The following is an 18,814-nucleotide window of genomic DNA, read 5'->3' on the forward strand; positions in this document are numbered from 1 at the left end:
AAGAACATTGCTCGAAGCAACTTCCTTTGACGCCATTCGGATCGGCCTCGCGACCGCCGAGGACATCCGTCAGTGGTCGTACGGCGAGGTCAAGAAGCCGGAGACCATCAACTACCGCACCCTGAAGCCCGAGAAGGACGGTCTGTTCGGCGAGCAGATCTTCGGTCCTTCCCGCGACTGGGAGTGCGCCTGCGGCAAGTACAAGCGTGTCCGGTTCAAGGGCATCGTCTGCGAGCGCTGCGGCGTCGAGGTCACCAAGTCCTCGGTCCGTCGTGAGCGCATGGGCCACATCGAGCTCGCTGCCCCCGTCACGCACATCTGGTACTTCAAGGGCGTCCCGTCGCGCCTCGGGTACCTCCTCGACATGGCGCCGAAGGACCTCGAGAAGGTCATCTACTTCGCGGCGTACATGATCATCGACATCGATGAAGAGGGCCGTCACGCGGACATGCCGGGTCTCGAGAACGAGATGCGTCTCGAGATCAAGACCCTCGAGGGCCAGCGCGACTCGATCATCGCCGACCGCCTCAAGAAGCTCGAGGACGACCTCGCAGCCCTTGAGGAAGAGGGTGCGAAGGCCGACGTCAAGCGCCGCACCAAGGACACCGCCGAGAAGGAGATGTCCCAGGTCCGCAAGTCGTTCGACGAGGACATCACCCGTCTCGAGCGTGTGTGGGAGGACTTCCGCAACCTCAAGGTGGGCGACCTCAAGCCCGAGGACGCCGTCTTCCACGAGCTCCAGGACCGGTTCGGGATCTACTTCGACGCCTACATGGGCGCCGAGGCGATCAAGCTCCGGCTCGAGGCGTTCGACCTGGCCGCCGAGGCCGAGGCACTGCGTCTGCAGATCGCCGAGGGCAAGGGCCAGAAGAAGATCCGCGCGATCAAGCGTCTGCGCGTCGTCAGCTCCTTCCTCGCCACCGGCAACTCGCCGGCCGCGATGGTGCTCGGCGTCGTGCCGGTCATCCCGCCGGAGCTGCGCCCGATGGTGCAGCTCGACGGTGGCCGTTTCGCCACGTCGGACCTCAACGACCTCTACCGTCGTGTGATCAACCGCAACAACCGTCTCCGCCGCCTGCTCGACCTCGGTGCCCCCGAGATCATCGTGAACAACGAGAAGCGCATGCTGCAGGAAGCCGTTGACGCGCTGTTCGACAACGGTCGTCGTGGTCGTCCGGTCACGGGTACCGGCAACCGCGCCCTGAAGTCCCTGAGCGACATGCTCAAGGGCAAGCAGGGTCGTTTCCGCCAGAACCTGCTCGGCAAGCGCGTCGACTACTCGGGCCGTTCGGTCATCATCGTCGGCCCGCAGCTGAAGCTGCACCAGTGCGGTCTGCCCAAGCAGATGGCGCTCGAGCTCTTCAAGCCGTTCGTGATCAAGCGCCTCATCGACCTGTCGCACGCGCAGAACATCAAGTCGGCCAAGCGCATGGTCGAGCGTTCGCGTCCGCAGGTGTGGGACGTGCTCGAGGAGATCATCCGCGAGCGCCCCGTCCTGCTGAACCGTGCGCCGACGCTGCACCGTCTGGGCATCCAGGCGTTCGAGCCGCAGCTCGTCGAGGGCAAGGCCATCCAGCTCCACCCGCTCGTGTGTGCTGCGTTCAACGCGGACTTCGACGGTGACCAGATGGCTGTGCACCTGCCGCTGTCGGTCGAGGCCCAGGCCGAGGCCCGCATCCTGATGCTCGCCTCGAACAACATCCTGAAGCCGTCCGACGGCCGTCCGGTGACCCTGCCCGCACAGGACATGATCATCGGTCTGCACCACCTGACGACCGTCCGCGAGGGCGCCGTCGGTGAAGGCCGTGCGTTCTCCTCGGTCGCCGAGGCGATCCTGGCCAACGACCAGCACACGCTGCACCTCAACGCGATGGCGAAGATCCGCATGACGGGTGTCCACTTCGCCGAGGGTGAAGCTCCCGAGGGCTACGAGCAGGGCGACACCGTGCTGCTCGAGACGACCCTGGGCCGTGCGCTCTTCAACGAGACCCTGCCGGCGAACTACCCGTTCGTCCAGAAGGTCACCGACAAGGGCGTGCTCTCCGCGATCGTCAACGACCTCGCAGAGCGCTACTCCAAGACCGAGACGGCCGCTGCGCTGGACCGGATCAAGGACGCCGGCTTCTACTGGGGCACCCGCTCCGGTGTGACCGTCGCCCTGTCGGACGTCGTGACGCCTCCTCGCAAGAAGGAGATCATCGCGGGCTACGAGATCCAGGCCGCCAAGGTGCAGGGCGAGTTCGACAAGGGTCTGATCACCGACTCCGAGCGTCGCGCCGACCTGATCAAGATCTGGACCGAGGCCACGAACGAGATCGCGCAGGAGATGCGCGACAACTTCCCGGTCGACAACACCATCAACCGCATGGTGTCGTCCGGTGCTCGTGGTAACTGGCTCCAGGTCCGCAACATCGCCGGTATGCGTGGTCTGGTGAACAACCCGAAGGGCGAGATCATCGCCCGCCCGATCATCAACTCGTACCGCGAGGGCCTGACCGTGGCGGAGTACTTCATCGCCACCCACGGTGCTCGTAAGGGTCTTGCCGACACCGCGCTCCGTACCGCGGACTCCGGGTACCTCACCCGTCGTCTCGTGGACGTCTCGCAGGACGTCATCATCCGCGAGGACGACTGCGGCACGACGCGTGGCCTCGAGCTGCCGATCGCGACCGTGGACGCCGACGGCAAGCTCGTCCGCGACCCGCGCGTCGAGAACACCGTGTACTCCCGCACCCTGGCCACCGAGGCCGTGGACGCACAGGGCACGGTCGTGGCAGAGGCTCGCGAGGACGTCGGTGACGTGCTCCTCGAGAAGCTGCTGGCAGCCGGTGTCGAGAGCATCAAGGTGCGCTCGGTCCTGACCTGCGAGTCGGCCGTCGGTGTCTGCGCGAAGTGCTACGGCCGTTCGCTCGCCACCGGCAACCTGGTCGACATCGGTGAGGCAGTCGGCATCATCGCCGCGCAGTCCATCGGTGAGCCCGGTACCCAGCTGACGATGCGTACCTTCCACACGGGTGGTTCGGCCTCGGCCGACGACATCACCCAGGGTCTGCCGCGTGTCACGGAGCTCTTCGAGGCGCGTACCCCCAAGGGCGCGTCCCCGATCGCCGAGGCCCCCGGCCGCGTCGTGGTCGAGGACACGGACAAGGGTCGTCGGATCATCCTCACGCCGGACAACGGCGACGAGCCGTTCATCTACCCGGTGCTCAAGCGTGCGACGCTCCTCATCGAGGACAACCAGCACGTCGAGCTCGGCGAGCAGTTCATCGCCGGCACCGTCGACCCGAAGGAAGTCCTCCGGGTCAAGGGTGTCCGAGAGGTCCAGAAGCACCTGGTCAACGGTGTGCAGGACGTCTACGGCTCGCAGGGTGTGCCGATCCACGACAAGCACATCGAGGTCATCGTCCGCCAGATGCTCCGCAAGGTCACCGTCGTCGACCACGGCGACACCGACCTGCTGCCGGGTGAGCTCGTCGACCGGTCGCGCTACAACGCGCTGAACCGTGCGGCGCTGCAGGAGGGTCGCAAGACCGCCTCGGCTCGCCAGGAGGTCATGGGCATCACGAAGGCGTCCCTCGCGACCGAGTCGTGGCTGTCCGCCGCTTCCTTCCAGGAGACCACCCGCGTGCTCACGCAGGCGGCCATGGAGGGCAAGCAGGACCACCTCGTCGGCCTCAAGGAGAACGTCATCATCGGTAAGCTCATCCCCGCCGGGACGGGCCTCAGCCGGTACCGTGACGTGGACGTGAACGCGACCGAAGAGGCGAAGGCGGAGCGGTACCCCAACCGCATCTTCGCTGACGACTCGTCGTTCTCGGACGCCGACCTGAGCTTCGTCGACTTCGACAGCTTCTCGTCGGACGACTTCACGCCGGGCACGTACAACTGAGCCTGATGTGATCCCACGAAGGCCCCGTCTCCGCAAGGAGGCGGGGCCTTCGTCGTGTCGTCACCACGTGACGGCCTGGAGGCTCGGTGCGGGGCCGCCACGGGCCTCCCGTCCGCCGTGGGGTCGCGGCTAGAGCGCGCGGCCCGCGCCGTTGTCGCGTCCGGAACCGCGTCCGGTCTCGTCGACCAGCGAGAACAGGCTCAGCACGTTGCCGTCGGGGTCGCGGACGTCGAACCAGTCGACCGCCCCGTCGACGCACTCGACGGGGCCGATGTCGATGCCGAGCGCGCCGATGCGTGCGTGCTGCGCGGCGACGTCGTCGACGCCGAAGCGGACGCTGACCGGGTTCTCCTCGGCCTGCTCGTCGACGTAGAGCTGGATCCAGATGCCGCCGACCTCGTACTCGGCGACGCCGTCCTCGGGCTCGAGGTCCGGCTCGGTGCGCTCGAAGACCGCGCCGTACCAGAGGCAGGACGCCTCGATGTCGCTGACGGGCAACCCCACGGTCACGCTCGTGATGTCCATGTCTCATCATGTGCCCGGGTGGGGGCGCGCGTCGAGAGGGATTCCGCGGCGCCGCGCTGTCCGGCCCGCGTCGGACGGCGGCCTCGTTCCTCCACACCCCCGTGTGACGCCGACGTTCTCCACGGACTGCTCGCCAGGGCTCCGGGCGCTGTGCGGGGTCCGGGAGGCTGGCGGACATGCACCCTCCGACGACCACCGCGAACCGGCCGAAGCGTCCCCCGGACCGGGGCCGAACCGGTCGTGGACCCCAGTTCTGGGTGCAGCCGGACCCCCTCCGCCCCCTCTTTCTGGGACTGCGGTCGGCGAGGGCCCCAGAAGTAGCGTGGTCGGGCGCCACATCCCTGGTGGCGCATCACCCGACGACGTCTCGCCGTGCGCGAGTCCAAGGAGGCACGGGACTCATGGCGACCCTGTCCGAGATCCTCATCCTGAACGGCGCCCTGCCCATCGAGCACCTCGATGCGATGACGGGTGACGAGGACCTCGACGAGCGCGCCATCCGCGGCCTGGTCGACCAGGGCGTCGTGAGCGAGGCCCAGTTCATCACCGCCCGGGCCGCGTCGAACAACTCACGCACCGTCCCGCTGAGCGACTACCCCGTCGACGGCACCGCGGTGTCGATCCTGCCGGCGGCCCTGTGCCGGCGCCACGGTGTGCTCGGCGTCGGGTTCGAGGGCGACCTGCTCATCCTCGCGATGGTGAACCCCACGAACGTGCTCGCCATCGACGACGCCCGGACGGCATCCGGTCGCGCGATCAAGCCGCTGCAGGTCGAGGAGCGTGACCTCGTCGCTGCCCTCGACCGGTACCTGCGCGCCGACGACGAGCTGAACGACCTGACGTCGTCGCTCGAGGAAGAAGCGTCGACGACCTCGAAGGCGCAGGTCGACATCGCCGACGGCGCCCTCGACGACGTCCCGATCGTCCGCTTCGTGAACCTGCTCGTGTCGCAGGCCATCCAGGACCACGCGTCGGACATCCACATCGAGCCCGGCGAGCACGAGGTCCGGATCCGGTACCGCATCGACGGCGTGCTGCACGAGATGGCGCCGGCGCCGAAGAACATCCAGAACGGCGTGATCAGCCGCCTGAAGATCATGAGCGACATCGACATCGCCGAGCGTCGCAAGCCGCAGGACGGCCGCATGTCCGTGCGGCACGGCGGCCGGCAGATCGACCTCCGCGTCGCGACGCTGCCCACCGTGTGGGGCGAGAAGGTCGTCATGCGGATCCTCGACAACACGAACACCTCGCTGACCCTCAAGGACCTCAACCTCCTCGAGCAGAACTTCCAGGCGTACCAGCGGTCGTACTCGAAGCCCTACGGCATGATCCTGGTCACCGGTCCCACCGGTTCGGGCAAGTCGACGACGCTGTACACGACCCTCAACGCCGTGGCGAAGCCCGAGATCAACGTCATCACGGTCGAGGACCCGGTCGAGTACCGGATGGCCGGCATCAACCAGGTGCAGGTCAACCCGAAGGCCGGCCTGACGTTCGCCTCCGCGCTCCGCTCGATCCTCCGGTCCGACCCCGACGTCGTGCTGCTCGGTGAGATCCGCGACCACGAGACCGCCCAGATCGCGATCGAGGCGTCGCTGACCGGGCACCTCGTGCTCTCGACCCTGCACACCAACGACGCCCCGTCGGCCGTGACCCGCCTGACCGAGATGGACATCGAGCCGTTCCTGGTCGGGTCCGCCCTCGACTCCGTCGTCGCCCAGCGCCTCGCACGACGGCTGTGCGACCGGTGCAAGGCGCCCGCCGTGTACGAGATCGAGCAGCTCCGGGCGCTCGGGTTCCTGGCCCCCGGCGACGAGATGCCCGCGTTCTTCGCCCCGGTCGGCTGCGCCGTCTGCTCGAACACCGGGTACCGCGGCCGCATCGCCCTGCACGAGGTCATGACCGTGACCGAGGAGATCGAGCGGCTCGCCGTGGGTCGCGCCTCGAGCGCGGAGATCAGTCGCGTCGCCCAGCAGCAGGGCATGCTCACGCTCCGCCAGGACGGCTTCGAGAAGGTCAAGCTCGGCATGACGAGCGTCGACGAGATCCTGCGCGTCGTCGCGTGACCGGGGAACAGGACGAGCAGATGACCGACTCCGTGTACGACATCACCATGCCCGGCGACGAGCCCGTCGCCGGATGGCACCCCGGCACCCCGGGCGCCGAGGTCGGCTCCCGCCGTGCCGCGCGTCTGGCCGCGGCAGCCGCTACCCCGCCCGAGCAGGTCTACGACCTGACGGACGACTCGGCGGTGTGGCCCGCGCCCACCGGCACGGCCGTGACGAGCCCGGGTGCCGGGCCCGTGGGTGGTCCGGTGGCTGCGCCCGTGGCACAGTCCGCCACTGCTCCGGCGACGCCGCCCGCCGCGGTGCCGTCCTCGACCGCCACCTACGGGTACGCCGAGCCGGCGACCCAGCAGCTGCCGGCCATCGCCTACAGCGGCGCGCACCACGCCGCACCGCCGGCACCTGCTCCGGCCCCCGCCGCGGCCTCGGCGGGTGACATCGACTTCGCCCGGCACGCACGCGAGGTCGCCGACCCCGACCTCATCACCGCACTCGCACAGGTCGTCTACCAGGGGGCCTCCGACCTGCACGTCACGGCCGACGCCCCGCCCACCGTCCGCGTCGACGGCTCACTCCGGCCGGCCGTGCCCGGAGGCGCGTGGTCGCGTGGCAAGGTCATCGCGGCACTCAAGACGCTGCTGTCGGTCGAACAGGCCGGGCAGTTCGACCACGACCAGGAGCTCGACTTCGCGTACTCGCTGTCGCCGGAGTACCGCTTCCGCGTGAACTACTACCAGCAGCGCGGCAACTGGGGCGCCGCGTTCCGCATCATCCCCACCAGGATCAAGACGCTCAAGCAGCTCGGCATCCCCGCGCACGTCGGTGACTTCGCCGGCCTGCCCCGTGGCTTGGTCCTCGTCACCGGCCCGACCGGGTCGGGCAAGTCGACCACCCTCGCGGCGCTCATCGACCTGGTCAACGAGAGCCGTGCCGACCACATCGTCACGGTCGAGGACCCGATCGAGTTCATGCACGACCACAAGCGGTCGATCATCAACCAGCGGGAGGTCGGCGCCGACACCCACTCCTTCGCCTCGGCGCTCAAGCACGTGCTGCGGCAGGACCCCGACGTCATCCTGATCGGTGAGCTCCGCGACCTCGAGACCATCTCCGTCGCGCTCACCGCCGCCGAGACCGGCCACCTGGTGTTCGCCACCCTGCACACGCAGAGCGCACCGGGCACGATCGACCGCGTCATCGACGTCTTCCCGCCGCACCAGCAGGGGCAGATCCGCACCCAGCTCGCCGCCACCCTGCAGGGCGTCGTCTGCCAGACCCTCGTCCCGAAGGCCAACGGCGTCGGCCGGGTCGTCGCCACCGAGATCATGACGATCACCCCGGCCATCGGCAACCTCATCCGCGAGGGCAAGACCTACCAGATCACCTCCGCCATGCAGGCCGGCCGTGACCTCGGCATGCACACCATGGACCAGGACCTCGCCGAACTGGTCAACGTCGGCACCATCTCGCGCAAGGCCGCGATGGAGAAGGTGCACGACGAAGAGGGCTTCGACCGGCTCGTCCAGCGCGTCGAGTCCCCGTCCGACTCCTCGGCCGCCGCGATCGCCGCCAGCGGCATCGACTTCGGCGACAAGTTCTCCGGAGGCTACTGATGTCACTCGCGTTCGACTACCGCGGGCGTGACGGCGCCGGGAAGCTCGTCAAGGGTCGACTCGACGCCGCGTCCGAGGGGGCCGTCGTCCAGCGCCTCCGGGGGATGGGCGTCTCACCGATCGCCATCACCGAGGCCAAGGCCGGCACCGGACTCCAGACCGAGATCAAGATCCCCGGGTTCGAGAAGGGCGTCGGCCTCAAGGACCTCGCGATCATGTCGCGACAGGCCTCGACGATGCTCACCTCGGGGCTCTCGCTCCTGCGGACCCTGACGATCCTGTCCGACCAGACCGAGAACAAGAAGCTCAAGGACATCCTCGGCAAGGTCCGCGACGACGTCGAGCGCGGCGTCTCGTTCTCCGACGCCGTCGCGAAGTACCCGGTCGACTTCCCGCCGATCATGATCAACATGATCCGTGCAGGGGAGACCGGCGGGTTCCTCGACCAGGCCATGGACTCCATCGCGACGAACTTCGAGAAGGAGCACAAGCTCCGCTCGACGATCAAGTCGGCGATGACCTACCCGGTGGTCGTGCTCGTGATGTCGCTGGTGGCGGTCGCCATCATGCTCATCTTCATCGTCCCGATCTTCCAGGACATGTTCTCGTCGCTCGGCGGCACGCTCCCGCTGCCGACGCAGATCCTCGTGACGCTGTCACACGCCATGCGGTACGTCGCGATCCCGCTCGCGATCGTCGTCGTGCTGGCGTGGCTGTGGTGGCGAGCGAACAAGAACACCGAACGCGTCCGAGCGTTCATCGATCCGATCACCCTGAAACTGCCGGTCTTCGGTCCGCTGCAGAAGAAGATCGTCATTGCTCGGTTCGCTCGCAACTTCTCGAACATGATCGGCGCCGGTGTGCCCATTCTGCAGGCATTACGGATCGTCGGGGAAGTGTCGAACAACTTCGTCGTGAAGCGCGCGCTCGACAATGTTGCAGAGGCCGTGCGGAAAGGTGAATCAATCGCGGTGCCGCTCGCCGCACAATCGGTTTTCCCGGCAATGGTGACGCAGATGGTCGCGGTCGGTGAAGACGCCGGTTCCCTCGAGATCATGCTCGAGAAGATCGCGGTGTTCTACGACGCCGAAGTCGAGGCGACCACCGATGCCCTCACCTCGCTGATCGAGCCGCTGCTCATCGCGTTCCTTGGCGTTGTGGTGGGCGGGATGATCATCGCGCTGTACATGCCGATCTTCCAGATCACCAACGTCGTGCAGAACGCTTCCTAGTCATTCCACCCCCATGCGGGGGCATTGTCGATATCGACCCTCCCCCGCACTGGGGGTGTTTTGTGCCCAGCGTGGCCCCCGTTCTCGGGATTGGCCGCTCGATGCACCCCCAATACGCTGATCTGCGGCGGCCGAGCAAGCCCCGAACCCATTTCCCCGACATTCCCCGCAGAATGGAAACAACCATGTACTTCGCTCTCATGGGCAAGCTCGACGCTCGCCGCAAGGGTCTCCTGAAGGACGGCGAGAAGGGCTTCACGCTCATCGAGCTCCTCGTCGTCGTCATCATCATCGGCATCCTCGCCGCGATCGCCATCCCGGTGTACATCGGCGTGCAGAACAACGCGAAGGACTCGGCAGTCAAGTCGGACGTCACCAACGCGAAGACCGCCGTGGTGAGCATCGCGACCAATGGCACCGGGGCGTTCCCGGACAGCGCTGACCTGACTTCGGCCGACTACAAGAAGGCTGGTTCGACTGCCGGGTCGGACACGACGCTGACCTACACGGTCAACGCCGACAAGACCGCCTTCTGCATCCAGGGCAGGAGCACGGCGACCACCAAGACCTTCGGCGCAACCGACTCCTCGGGTGTCGCCGAGGGCACCTGCGCCTCGGGCGTGTTCACGAAGAAGGCCTCCTAACACAGCACTCGGGGCGGGCGGCGACTGATCGGTCGTCGTCCGCCCCGACGTCCAGGCACTCCATCCAGAAGGGACGCCATGATCTCGCGCATCGCCGAGCGACTGCGTTCCGCACGGGACAACGAGGACGGCTTCACGATCATCGAGGTGATGGTCGCGATGACGATCTTCGCCCTGATCGCCGCCGGGATCGCCGCCGGCATCGCTGCCTCACTGGTGCTGTCGAAGGACACCCGTGCGCGCGAGGTCGCATCGACGATCGCGATGGAGGACATCGACGACCTCCGGGACACCCCGAGCATCTTCAACGTGAAGAGCGGCACCGCCACCAAGCAGGTCGGCAACCAGGTCTTCGACCTGACCCGGAAGGTGTCATGGACCCGGTCGTCCGGCGCGGCCACCGCCTGCGGCACGGGTGACGGCAGCCTGTCGTACAAGGCCGTGACGGTCACGGTGCGCTGGAAGACCAGCGCCGCAGCGTCCGGGACCCAGCAGGTCGAGATGTCGAGTGCCATCGCTCCACTCACGAACATCAACTCGGACACCACGGGCTCGATCCTCGTCGGCGTGACGAACGCGAACGGGATCGGTGTGTCCGGGATCGTGCCGACCGTGAGCGGTGGCCCCGCCGGGGTCACGTTCCCGGCGACGGACGCGGAGGGCTGCACCTACGTGGCCGGCGTCGCGCCGGGGACCTACAAGGTGTCGGTCGCCCGCACCGGGTACATCGACTCGACCCAACAGCCGAGTCCGTCGTCGCAGTCGGTGACGGTGTCGGTCGGGAGCTCCGGTGCCGCCGCCTTCACCTTCGACAAGGTGACGACCTACTCGTTCAAGTACCTGACCTCGCCGGCATCGTCCGCTATCCTGCCGACGAACCTGCCGTTGTCGATCACCAACGGGACGTCGGGCACGACCGTGTTGAACCCCGCCCCGACGAGCGCGGCCTTGTTCCCGTTCCCCTCGGGGTACCAGGCGGTCGCGGGGCTGTACTCCGCAGACGTGTCGTCCGACGCCGCAGCGACCTGCCTGGGCCCGGAACCAGGTGCCTGGACGACCGCCAACAAGGCCGGCAAGAAGGGGACGGCGACGGAGTTCAAGGACGCGACCGGGCCGATCTCGATCAGCATGGGCGCGATCACGCTCGCCAAGCCGGACAAGGCGCTCTTCATCACCGCGAAGACCACGACAGCCGTGAACGGCGATCCCGGCTGCGCGAAGGGGATGACCCTGAGCTTCCCGAAGCCGACGTCCGACAGCATGACGATCGCCCTGCCGTGGGGAACCTGGAAGCTGTTCACGGGCGGCACCGCGGGCGCGGCGACGACGCCGCTCACGGTCACCGCCACCAACACCGCGATGGTCAGCAACGGAGCCGTCACCGATGGCGTCGTGCTCGTCGACCCGAGGCCGGCCAGCTGATGCGCGCCCTCCTCCGTCGTCTGCGTAGCGATCAACGCGGGATCACGCTCGTGGAGCTCCTCGTCGCCATGCTCGTGACGTCGCTGCTGCTCACCCTGGTCGGGAGCTTCTTCGTGTCGATCTCGAAGGCGCAGCGCACGGTGTCCTCGGTCAACGACAGCACCCGACAGGGCACCACGTCGATGACGCAGCTCAGCCGGTACCTGCGTGAGGCCTCGCGGTGGCAGGTGAGCAAGACGGTCAGTGCGCCCGCGTTCGTGAGCGCCACTGGCAGGAGCGTGCAGTTCTACTCGGGTGTCGACCTGTCGAGCGCACGGGCCGGGCTCACCAAGGTGACGGTCGACGTCGTGTCGAACCGGCTGCGCATGCAGCTGCAGCGGGGCGACTGCCCGGCCGGCGGGTACTGCACGTTCACCGGCGCCACCCGGACGCTGTGGCTCGCCGACGTGGTCCGTGCCGGCACGCTCTTCTCGTACGTCGACGCGGACAACGGCCCCGTGTCTGCGCCGGCGAACGCCACCTACGACACGATCCGTTCCGTCCGCGTGGCGCTGACGGTGGGGTCGACGGACGGCGTGACCACCAACGACAGCACGTTCCAGGCCACCATCAACCTGCGCAACCTCGACTACGGCGCAGCCACGGAGTCATGATGCTCATCCGGATCCTCCGAGGCCTGCGTGCCCGAGACGACGAACGCGGGGTCGCCCTCGCGGCCGTCATCGGGATCGGTGCGGTGCTCATGATCGTGCTGTCCCTCGTCGTCGCCACCGCGACGAGCGGTGCGACGAAGGCGACGACCGACACGAACTACAACAAGGCGATCGCGGCCGCGTACGCGGGTCTCTCCGACTACCAGGGCCGCCTCGCAGCCGACAACGCCTACGTCAAGTACGGCGTGCGCACCGCGTTCTCGTCGACGAGCACGTACACGGCAGATCCGGCGAACAAGGCCTTCGGCACCGCGAAGGACGGCTCGTGGGCGAACGTGGTCGGGAGCACCGACCAGTCCTACCGGTACGAGGTCGACAACTCCGACTACTCGACGACCGGCAAGGTCCGCCTGCGCGTGACGGGGAAGGCCGGTGCCACGACGAGGACCATCGTCGTGGACCTCCGCGGTGACGGCTTCGTCAACTACCTGTACTTCACGAACTACGAGTCCCAGGACCCGAGCCTGACGAACGCCGGCTGCGTCTCGAACCACCGCAACGACGACGACTGGAGCTCCAGCAGCAGCTGTGAAGCGGTCACGTTCGCCAGCGGTGACGTCCTCGACGGGCCGGTCCGGTCGAACGACGTCATCACCGCCTGCGGAGCCACGTTCAACTCGAGCGTGCAGGACACGGGGCCCGCCGACTTCTTCTACACGAGCAAGGCGACGACCATCGACTCCGCCTGCCGCTCGTCCACGAAGTTCATCGGCGGGAAGATCAAGAACGTCGGGACGCTCCCCATGCCGAGCACCAACGCGAACATGAAGCAGGAGGCACGGACCGACATCCCCGAGAAGGTGGCGAAGCCCGGGTGCCTGTACACCGGTCCGACGTCCATCACGTTCCTCGCCGGGGGCAAGATGCGCGTGGTCTCACCGTGGACCATCTCCACACAGGTCAAGGGCAACGCCACGGGCAGCGCCATCGCGCCGGGTCCGGGGAACGACGCCCTGTGCGGCTCGGTCGCTGCCCTCCGGGGAACCGGTGCCGTCATCCCCACGCTGCCCGCGAACTTGGTCTACGTGCAGAGCGTGCCGTCGACGGTCGGTGACCCGAACTACTGGGCGTCCAGCGCGACACCGTCCGGCACGGTCAACGGGACCGTGAACGCGGGTTCGCCGGTCTACTGCCAGCAGACGGTCAAGTCGGGGAACTCGACGAGTTCGGACTACGGCAACGGCCTGGGGTACCCGCTCAACGGCGAGTTCACCGGAACGCGCGGGGATGCCGGGTACTACGGGTGCCGCAGCGGTGATGCCTTCGTGTCCGGGTCCTTCGGCGGACAGATGACCCTCGCCGCGGAGAACTTCCTGTACGTCACCGGGAACATCGTCTACCAGAACGGCCGGACTTCGGACGACATGCTCGGGCTCGTCGGGCAGAAGGCGGTCTCCGTCTACAACCCCGTGTCGTGCTCGAGCTACTCCGGCTGGTCGAACACGGTGTGCAACACGGGCAGCAGCTCCTACTCGACGAACACGGCGCCGACCAAGAACATCGAGATCGACGCGGCCATCGCCAGCAACCTCGGCACGTTCAACGTCCAGAACAGCCAGTACGGGTCGAACCTCGGCATCCTCACGATCTACGGATCGATCGCCCAGCAGTTCCGCGGCTCGGTCCGCACCTCGTACGGCAACGGCCTGCTGACGGGGTACGCGAAGGCGTACTCGTACGACAGCAGACTCAAGTCCTCGGCCCCGCCCAAGTTCCTGCAGCCGGTCTCGACCACCTACGGTGTGACGACCGAGACCGAGTCCGCGACGGCCTTCCGCGCCGACGGCACCCCGACGGGGAAGTGACCGTGGCTTCCTTCGCCTCGGTGGCGCCCCTCGTCGCCGCGCTGGTCGGTGTGCTCGGTCTCGCGATCGGGTCGTTCCTGAACGTCGTCGTGTACCGGGTGCCCGCGGGCATGTCCGTCGTCGCGCCGGCCAGCTCCTGCCCCGGATGCAGTCACGCGATCCGAGGTCGCGACAACGTGCCCGTGATCTCATGGCTCGTCCTGCGCGCCCGGTGCCGCGACTGCGGCGCGCCCATCTCGGCCCGGTACCCGCTCGTCGAAGCCGCCACGGGCCTCCTGTTCGTCGCGGTGACGCTGCTCTCGGTACTCGCACCGTGGTCGCCGCTGGCGGCGCCGGACGGCGTCCCCGGAACGATCCACGCTGCGATCCTGCTCGTCGCACTCCTGTACCTGATGGCGATCAGCATCTCGTTGACGCTCATCGACCTCGACACCCACACGTTGCCGAACCGGATCGTGCTGCCGGCCTACGTCGTGCTGCCCGTGCTCCTGCTGGCGGCGTCGGCGGCGTCCGGGGACTGGGGCGCCGCGCTCCGGGGCCTCATCGGCCTGGTCGTCCTCGGCGGCGTCTACCTCGTGCTCGCGCTGGCGGTGCCCGGCGGGATGGGGCTCGGTGACGTGAAGCTCGCCGGCGTGCTCGGCCTCGTGCTGGCGTACCTCGGATGGGGACCCCTCGCAGTGGGTTCTTTCGCGGCGTTCCTGCTCGGAGGTACGTTCGCAGTCGTCCTCCTGGTCGTGCGCCGGGCGGGCCGTCGCAGCGGGATCCCGTTCGGCCCCTGGATGCTCGCGGGTGCCTGGCTCGGCATCGCCGTCGGTGCCCCCGCATGGGACGGCTACCTGCGCCTCCTCGGACTCGCCTGACGCCTCGTCGCGCGCTGACCCACCAGACCGACCCGAAGACGGTCACGGAAGGACCACCCATGTCGAAGAGCATCGTGGGCGTCGACATCGGCGCCGCCGCGATCCGTGCTGTCGAGGTCCAGGACGCCGACAAGCCGAGACCGACGATCCTGCGGTTCGCCGAGGTGCCCGTGCCCCCGGGCGCGACGAAGCAGGGGGAGGTGCTCGAGCCGAACACCGTCGCGGGTGCGCTCCGACAGCTCTGGTCGCTCGGGCGCTTCCGCTCGAAGGACGTCGTGCTCGGCATGGGCAACCAGCGAGTGCTGTCGCGCGACCTGACGGTCCCGAAGGCCCCCATCGCGCAGATCCGTGAATCGTTGCCCTTCCAGGTGCAGGACATGCTCCCGGTGCCCGTGGGCGACGCCATCCTCGACTTCTACCCGACCAGCGAGGAGACGGGGGAGAACGGCCCCACCGTGAGCGGTCTCCTCGTCGCCGCCGTGAAGGACGCCGTGCTCGCCAACGTCCGCGCGGTCCAGAACGCCGGGCTCAAGCCGGTCGGTGTCGACCTCATCCCGTTCGCCCTGGCACGTGTCCTCGCGCCGGCGAACAGGCCGGGCACCGTGGCCATCGTCGAGTGCGGCGGCAACACGACGACCGTCGTCATCGTCACCGACGGCGTCCCGAAGTTCGTCCGCATCGTGCCGACCGGCGGCGATGACATCACGCGGCTCCTCGCCGGCCGGCTGACGATCGACGAGGGAGCGGCCGAAGCCGTCAAGCGCCACCTGGGCATGGATCCGGAGCGGGCGCGGACCGGCGACGATGCGCTCGCGGTCGCGGCAGTCCGCGAGACGATGGGCGAACTGCTCTCGAGTCTCCGCAACACCGTCAACTACTTCGTCAACACCCACCCTGCCGAGCCCGTGGGCGAGATCCTGCTCTGCGGCGCTGCAGCTGCGCTCACCGGTTTCGCCGCAGCGCTCTCGGAGTTCACCCGGACGCCCGTCCGGTTCGGGGCACCGTTCGCGAACGTCGCGCTCGCGAAGTCCATCCGCGTCGAGGACCTGCACGCGCACGGCGCATCGATCGCCGTGGCATGGGGACTCGCCGCGGGAGGGAAGGCAGCATGAGCCAGTCGACCAAGTCGAAGCCCTCGCGCTCTGGACGGAGTCGCCGCCGAGGAGCGGCGCCCGACCCGGCCCTGCGTGTCGCCGCCGAGACCGCGGAGCGCGTCAAGCGTCAGCGTCGGACCACGCCCAGCGAGATCGTCGTCGGGGGCCGCCCCAGTGTCGACCTGCTGCCCACCGAGGTCCTCGCCGATCGACGCAGCAGCCGTGTCGTCCGTCGGATGTGGGCGGGCGTCGTCCTCGTGGCGATCGTGGTCGGGATCGTGACCGCCGGAGCCAGCCTCCTGTCCAGCCAGGCGCACGACGACCTGACCCACGCGCAGGACGAGACTCTGTCGCTCCTGCAGCAGCAGGCGAACTACCGCGAGGTCCGGGACACGGAGGCCGGTACCGCGCTGCGTGAAGCCGCGCAGTCGGTCGGCGGGGCCACGGAGATCGCCTGGCAGCCGTACCTCGCTTCGCTGAAGGCATCGCTCCCGGCGGGAGTCGAGATCACCGGCGTCGCGATCGACTCGGCCACGCCGCTGGAGACCTACGCGCAGGCCGACACCCCGCTCCAGGGGCAGCGTGTCGCGACCCTGACCATCGACGCGCAGAGCCCGACGCTGCCGTCCGTTCCGTCGTGGCTCGATGCCGTCAAGGGGCTCAAGGGCTTCGTCGACGCGACCGCGAACTCGGTCACGCTCGACCCGACGACCGGGACGTACACGGTGAACATGACGATCCACGTCGACCAGGCCGCCTTCGACGGCAAGTACCAGGACAAGGGCGAGTGAGATGACCCGCAACCGACTCAACATGCTCCTCGCCGTCGTGGCGATGGTCGTGGTGGCACTCGCGGGGTTCTTCCTCGGCGTGCAGCCACATCTCGCACAGGCCGCGAGCGACCGTACCGACCAGGTGTCGGTGGACGCGACGAACCGGACGACGGCGGCGGAACTCGCCCGGCTCAAGGACCGCGCGAAGTCCCTGCCGGCGATGAAGGCGGAACTCGCGGAGCTCACCACCTCGGTGCCGTCGAGTGCGAACATGTCCGCCTTCTACGGTGCTGTCGACAGCGTCGCGGCCCGGGCGGGTGTGAAGGTGTCCGCGATCACGACGTCGGACGCTGTGGCGTACACCGCCCCCGTCGCAGCCTCGACTGCCGCGGGCACCGAGGACTCGTCGGCCTCCGCGACGGACGAGGCGACGCCCGAGCCGACCGCGGCATCCACCGGCGCCGCGACGGCGCCGGTGACCGACCCGGCGATCTCGGCCGCGAACTTCTCGGCCATCCCCGTCTCCGTGTCGGTCGACGGGTCGTTCGACCAGGCCCTGTCCTTCGTCGGCGGCATGCAGGACGGCGCTCGACTCTTCCTCGTCACCACGGTGTCGTCCTCCATCTCGCAGGAGTCGACCGACCCGGCCGCGGCGGCTGCGACGACGTGGACGTTCGGTGGCTACGTGTACGTCCTGGCCGCCGACTCGGACACGGCCGCGAAGGGCTGACCCGACCCCCACGGACTGGGGTCGTCCGCGCCACGCCGACCCCACTTCCGCGACACCCGTCGTTGTGATTACGATGCACCAGACGCCGTGATCGCGGCTGCTCATCCCCTCTCGAACGGTCGGCTCGAACCGGCCGTTCCTCGTCGTGCCCGGAGTCGCGCGTGTTGGTCGGAATCGTTGAATTCCTGGGTTGGTTCGGTGCGGTAACCGTTCTAGCTGGTTACATCTTGTTCTCCACCGGCAAGATCCCGAACGGCCCGCTCTACCAGCTGTTCAACCTCGTCGGCGGCCTCGCAGTGGCCATCAACGTTGCCGCGCACCACGCTGTCCCCTCGACCATCGTCAACGGGATCTGGGCGATCGTCGCCGTCGTCGTCCTGGTGAAGATGGGCCGAGCGCGCCGCGCGGCGAAGCGCGACGGATCCGTGTCCACCGAGCCGCCGGTCCTGCACGCTGAACCGGCCGCGACCACCGGGGTCCTGCCGGTCATCGGCCCGGCGCTGCGTGACCACGAGCCGGAGGGCAGCGCCGAGGCGGACGCCGCCACGGGCCTCCAGTCCGACGTCCCGACGGACGCGACGGACGAGACGGCCGCGACGATGCCGGATTCCGCGCCCGCGCCCGCCCCCATGACGGAGACCGTCCCGATCATCACGGCGACGATCGCGCTCGCCCTGGTCGCCGCAGCGCAGGAGCAGTCCGACCGGGCGGACCGTCGCGAGCACGCGGACGACACGGACCACGCCGAACCCGCTCGCTGACCAGCCGGTCGACGATACGATCGGCGCATGTCCCGGTGGTTGATCGCGACGATGACGTCCGTCCTCTTCATCGCGCTCGTGATCGCCGTCACGGGCTTCGAAGCCCTGCTCGCCGACGTCGAGGTCATCTCGCAGCCCGACGCCACCCCGTACCTCGGGCCCGCGATGGTGGTGGGTGGCGCGGTGGTGGTCTTCCTCGCGACCGCGGCCGGCGTGCGCGACGGCAACCCCGGGGTCACCGCGCTGGTGGCCGCAGCGACGGTCTACCTGGTCATGCTCGGCGTCGGAGCCGTGGGCTACGCGCTCGTCCGCTCGGACGCGACGGAGCTCCTCGTCTTCCCCGCGGGGTACGCCCTCGGGCCGTTCGTGGTCGGGTCCGTCGTGGTGGCGCTCCTGTCGGTGCTCGGCGGGATCACGATGGCTCGCCACCAGGTACGGACCGATGGCGGCGCGGGTACGGCCGGGGCGGCGCGTCCGGACGGGCCTGACGAGCGCTCCGGGCCGAACCGGACGAACGCGGGCGAGGAACCCGCCGGACGGTAGTGTTCGCAGGGCACGACGCACACGCAACGGGGGAACGATGAGCGACCAGCACGCGCAGGATCCGGACCAGCAGGGCGGTTGGGGTGCCGTCCCGCCGGTGGCCTCGATCCGTGGAACCGACGGAACGTCCGGGGCAACGGC

15 protein-coding genes are annotated in these 18,814 nt (G+C 68.4%); 14 read left to right on the forward strand and 1 reads right to left on the reverse strand.

What is annotated here, in order from left to right; genetic code table 11:
- Window positions 1-7: 7 nt before the first annotated feature.
- A complete protein-coding gene (gene rpoC / locus DEJ12_RS02715; protein WP_110863230.1) occupies window positions 8-3,889 on the forward strand; it encodes a DNA-directed RNA polymerase subunit beta' in 3,882 nt (1,293 codons plus the stop codon).
- 129 nt (window positions 3,890-4,018) lie between these two features.
- Here the strand turns inward: rpoC and DEJ12_RS02720 are convergent, their stop codons facing one another.
- Window positions 4,019-4,414 carry a VOC family protein gene (locus DEJ12_RS02720; RefSeq protein WP_071245506.1) on the reverse strand — a complete coding sequence of 132 codons (396 nt, stop codon included), beginning with the start codon at window positions 4,412-4,414 and terminating at the stop codon, window positions 4,019-4,021.
- 401 nt (window positions 4,415-4,815) lie between these two features.
- On the opposite strand from DEJ12_RS02720, the gene DEJ12_RS02725 reads away from it, so the two are divergent.
- The 13 genes from DEJ12_RS02725 (at window position 4,816) to DEJ12_RS02785 (ending at window position 18,673) form a co-directional block, all read left to right on the forward strand.
- The gene (locus DEJ12_RS02725) at window positions 4,816-6,483 is read left to right on the forward strand and encodes a GspE/PulE family protein (RefSeq protein ID WP_027466747.1); all 1,668 of its coding nucleotides are present in this window, start codon (window positions 4,816-4,818) and stop codon (window positions 6,481-6,483) included.
- Window positions 6,484-6,503: 20 nt separating this feature from the next.
- Window positions 6,504-8,096: a type IV pilus twitching motility protein PilT gene (locus tag DEJ12_RS02730; protein WP_309147044.1), complete on the forward strand. Its 1,593-nt coding sequence runs from the start codon at window positions 6,504-6,506 to the stop codon at window positions 8,094-8,096.
- Entirely contained in the window at window positions 8,096-9,328 is a 1,233-nt protein-coding gene (locus DEJ12_RS02735; protein WP_111023277.1) for a type II secretion system F family protein, read from the forward strand. The genes DEJ12_RS02730 and DEJ12_RS02735 overlap by 1 nt, the downstream gene beginning before the upstream one ends.
- A gap of 185 nt (window positions 9,329-9,513) precedes the next feature.
- Window positions 9,514-9,972: a prepilin-type N-terminal cleavage/methylation domain-containing protein gene (locus DEJ12_RS18300; RefSeq protein WP_309146940.1), complete on the forward strand. Its 459-nt coding sequence runs from the start codon at window positions 9,514-9,516 to the stop codon at window positions 9,970-9,972.
- A gap of 78 nt (window positions 9,973-10,050) precedes the next feature.
- Window positions 10,051-11,394, forward strand: coding sequence for a prepilin-type N-terminal cleavage/methylation domain-containing protein (locus DEJ12_RS02745; RefSeq protein WP_111028961.1), 1,344 nt, complete (start codon window positions 10,051-10,053; stop codon window positions 11,392-11,394).
- Window positions 11,394-12,047 carry a PilW family protein gene (locus DEJ12_RS02750; RefSeq protein ID WP_111028962.1) on the forward strand — a complete coding sequence of 218 codons (654 nt, stop codon included), beginning with the start codon at window positions 11,394-11,396 and terminating at the stop codon, window positions 12,045-12,047. Before DEJ12_RS02745 ends, DEJ12_RS02750 begins: the two co-directional genes overlap by 1 nt.
- Complete coding sequence (locus DEJ12_RS02755) at window positions 12,044-13,912, forward strand: hypothetical protein (protein WP_111092220.1); 1,869 nt, start codon at window positions 12,044-12,046, stop codon at window positions 13,910-13,912. Before DEJ12_RS02750 ends, DEJ12_RS02755 begins: the two co-directional genes overlap by 4 nt.
- On the forward strand, window positions 13,909-14,772 hold the full coding sequence (locus DEJ12_RS02760; RefSeq protein ID WP_375334575.1) for a prepilin peptidase: 864 nt from the start codon (window positions 13,909-13,911) through the stop codon (window positions 14,770-14,772). The genes DEJ12_RS02755 and DEJ12_RS02760 overlap by 4 nt, the downstream gene beginning before the upstream one ends.
- Window positions 14,773-14,831: 59 nt before the next feature.
- Entirely contained in the window at window positions 14,832-15,884 is a 1,053-nt protein-coding gene (pilM, locus tag DEJ12_RS02765; RefSeq protein ID WP_111028964.1) for a type IV pilus assembly protein PilM, read from the forward strand.
- A complete protein-coding gene (locus tag DEJ12_RS02770; protein ID WP_111028965.1) occupies window positions 15,881-16,657 on the forward strand; it encodes a hypothetical protein in 777 nt (258 codons plus the stop codon). Before pilM ends, DEJ12_RS02770 begins: the two co-directional genes overlap by 4 nt.
- Window position 16,658: 1 nt before the next feature.
- Complete coding sequence (locus DEJ12_RS02775; protein ID WP_111028966.1) at window positions 16,659-17,369, forward strand: hypothetical protein; 711 nt, start codon at window positions 16,659-16,661, stop codon at window positions 17,367-17,369.
- Between the two features lie 227 nt (window positions 17,370-17,596).
- Entirely contained in the window at window positions 17,597-18,130 is a 534-nt protein-coding gene (locus DEJ12_RS02780) for a hypothetical protein (RefSeq protein WP_111028967.1), read from the forward strand.
- A gap of 27 nt (window positions 18,131-18,157) precedes the next feature.
- Window positions 18,158-18,673, forward strand: a complete 516-nt coding sequence (locus DEJ12_RS02785; RefSeq protein WP_111028968.1) for a DUF6121 family protein — start codon at window positions 18,158-18,160, stop codon at window positions 18,671-18,673.
- Window positions 18,674-18,814: the final 141 nt, after the last annotated feature.

This window comes from Curtobacterium sp. MCLR17_059 (assembly GCF_003234665.1).
GTDB lineage: Bacteria > Actinomycetota > Actinomycetes > Actinomycetales > Microbacteriaceae > Curtobacterium > Curtobacterium flaccumfaciens.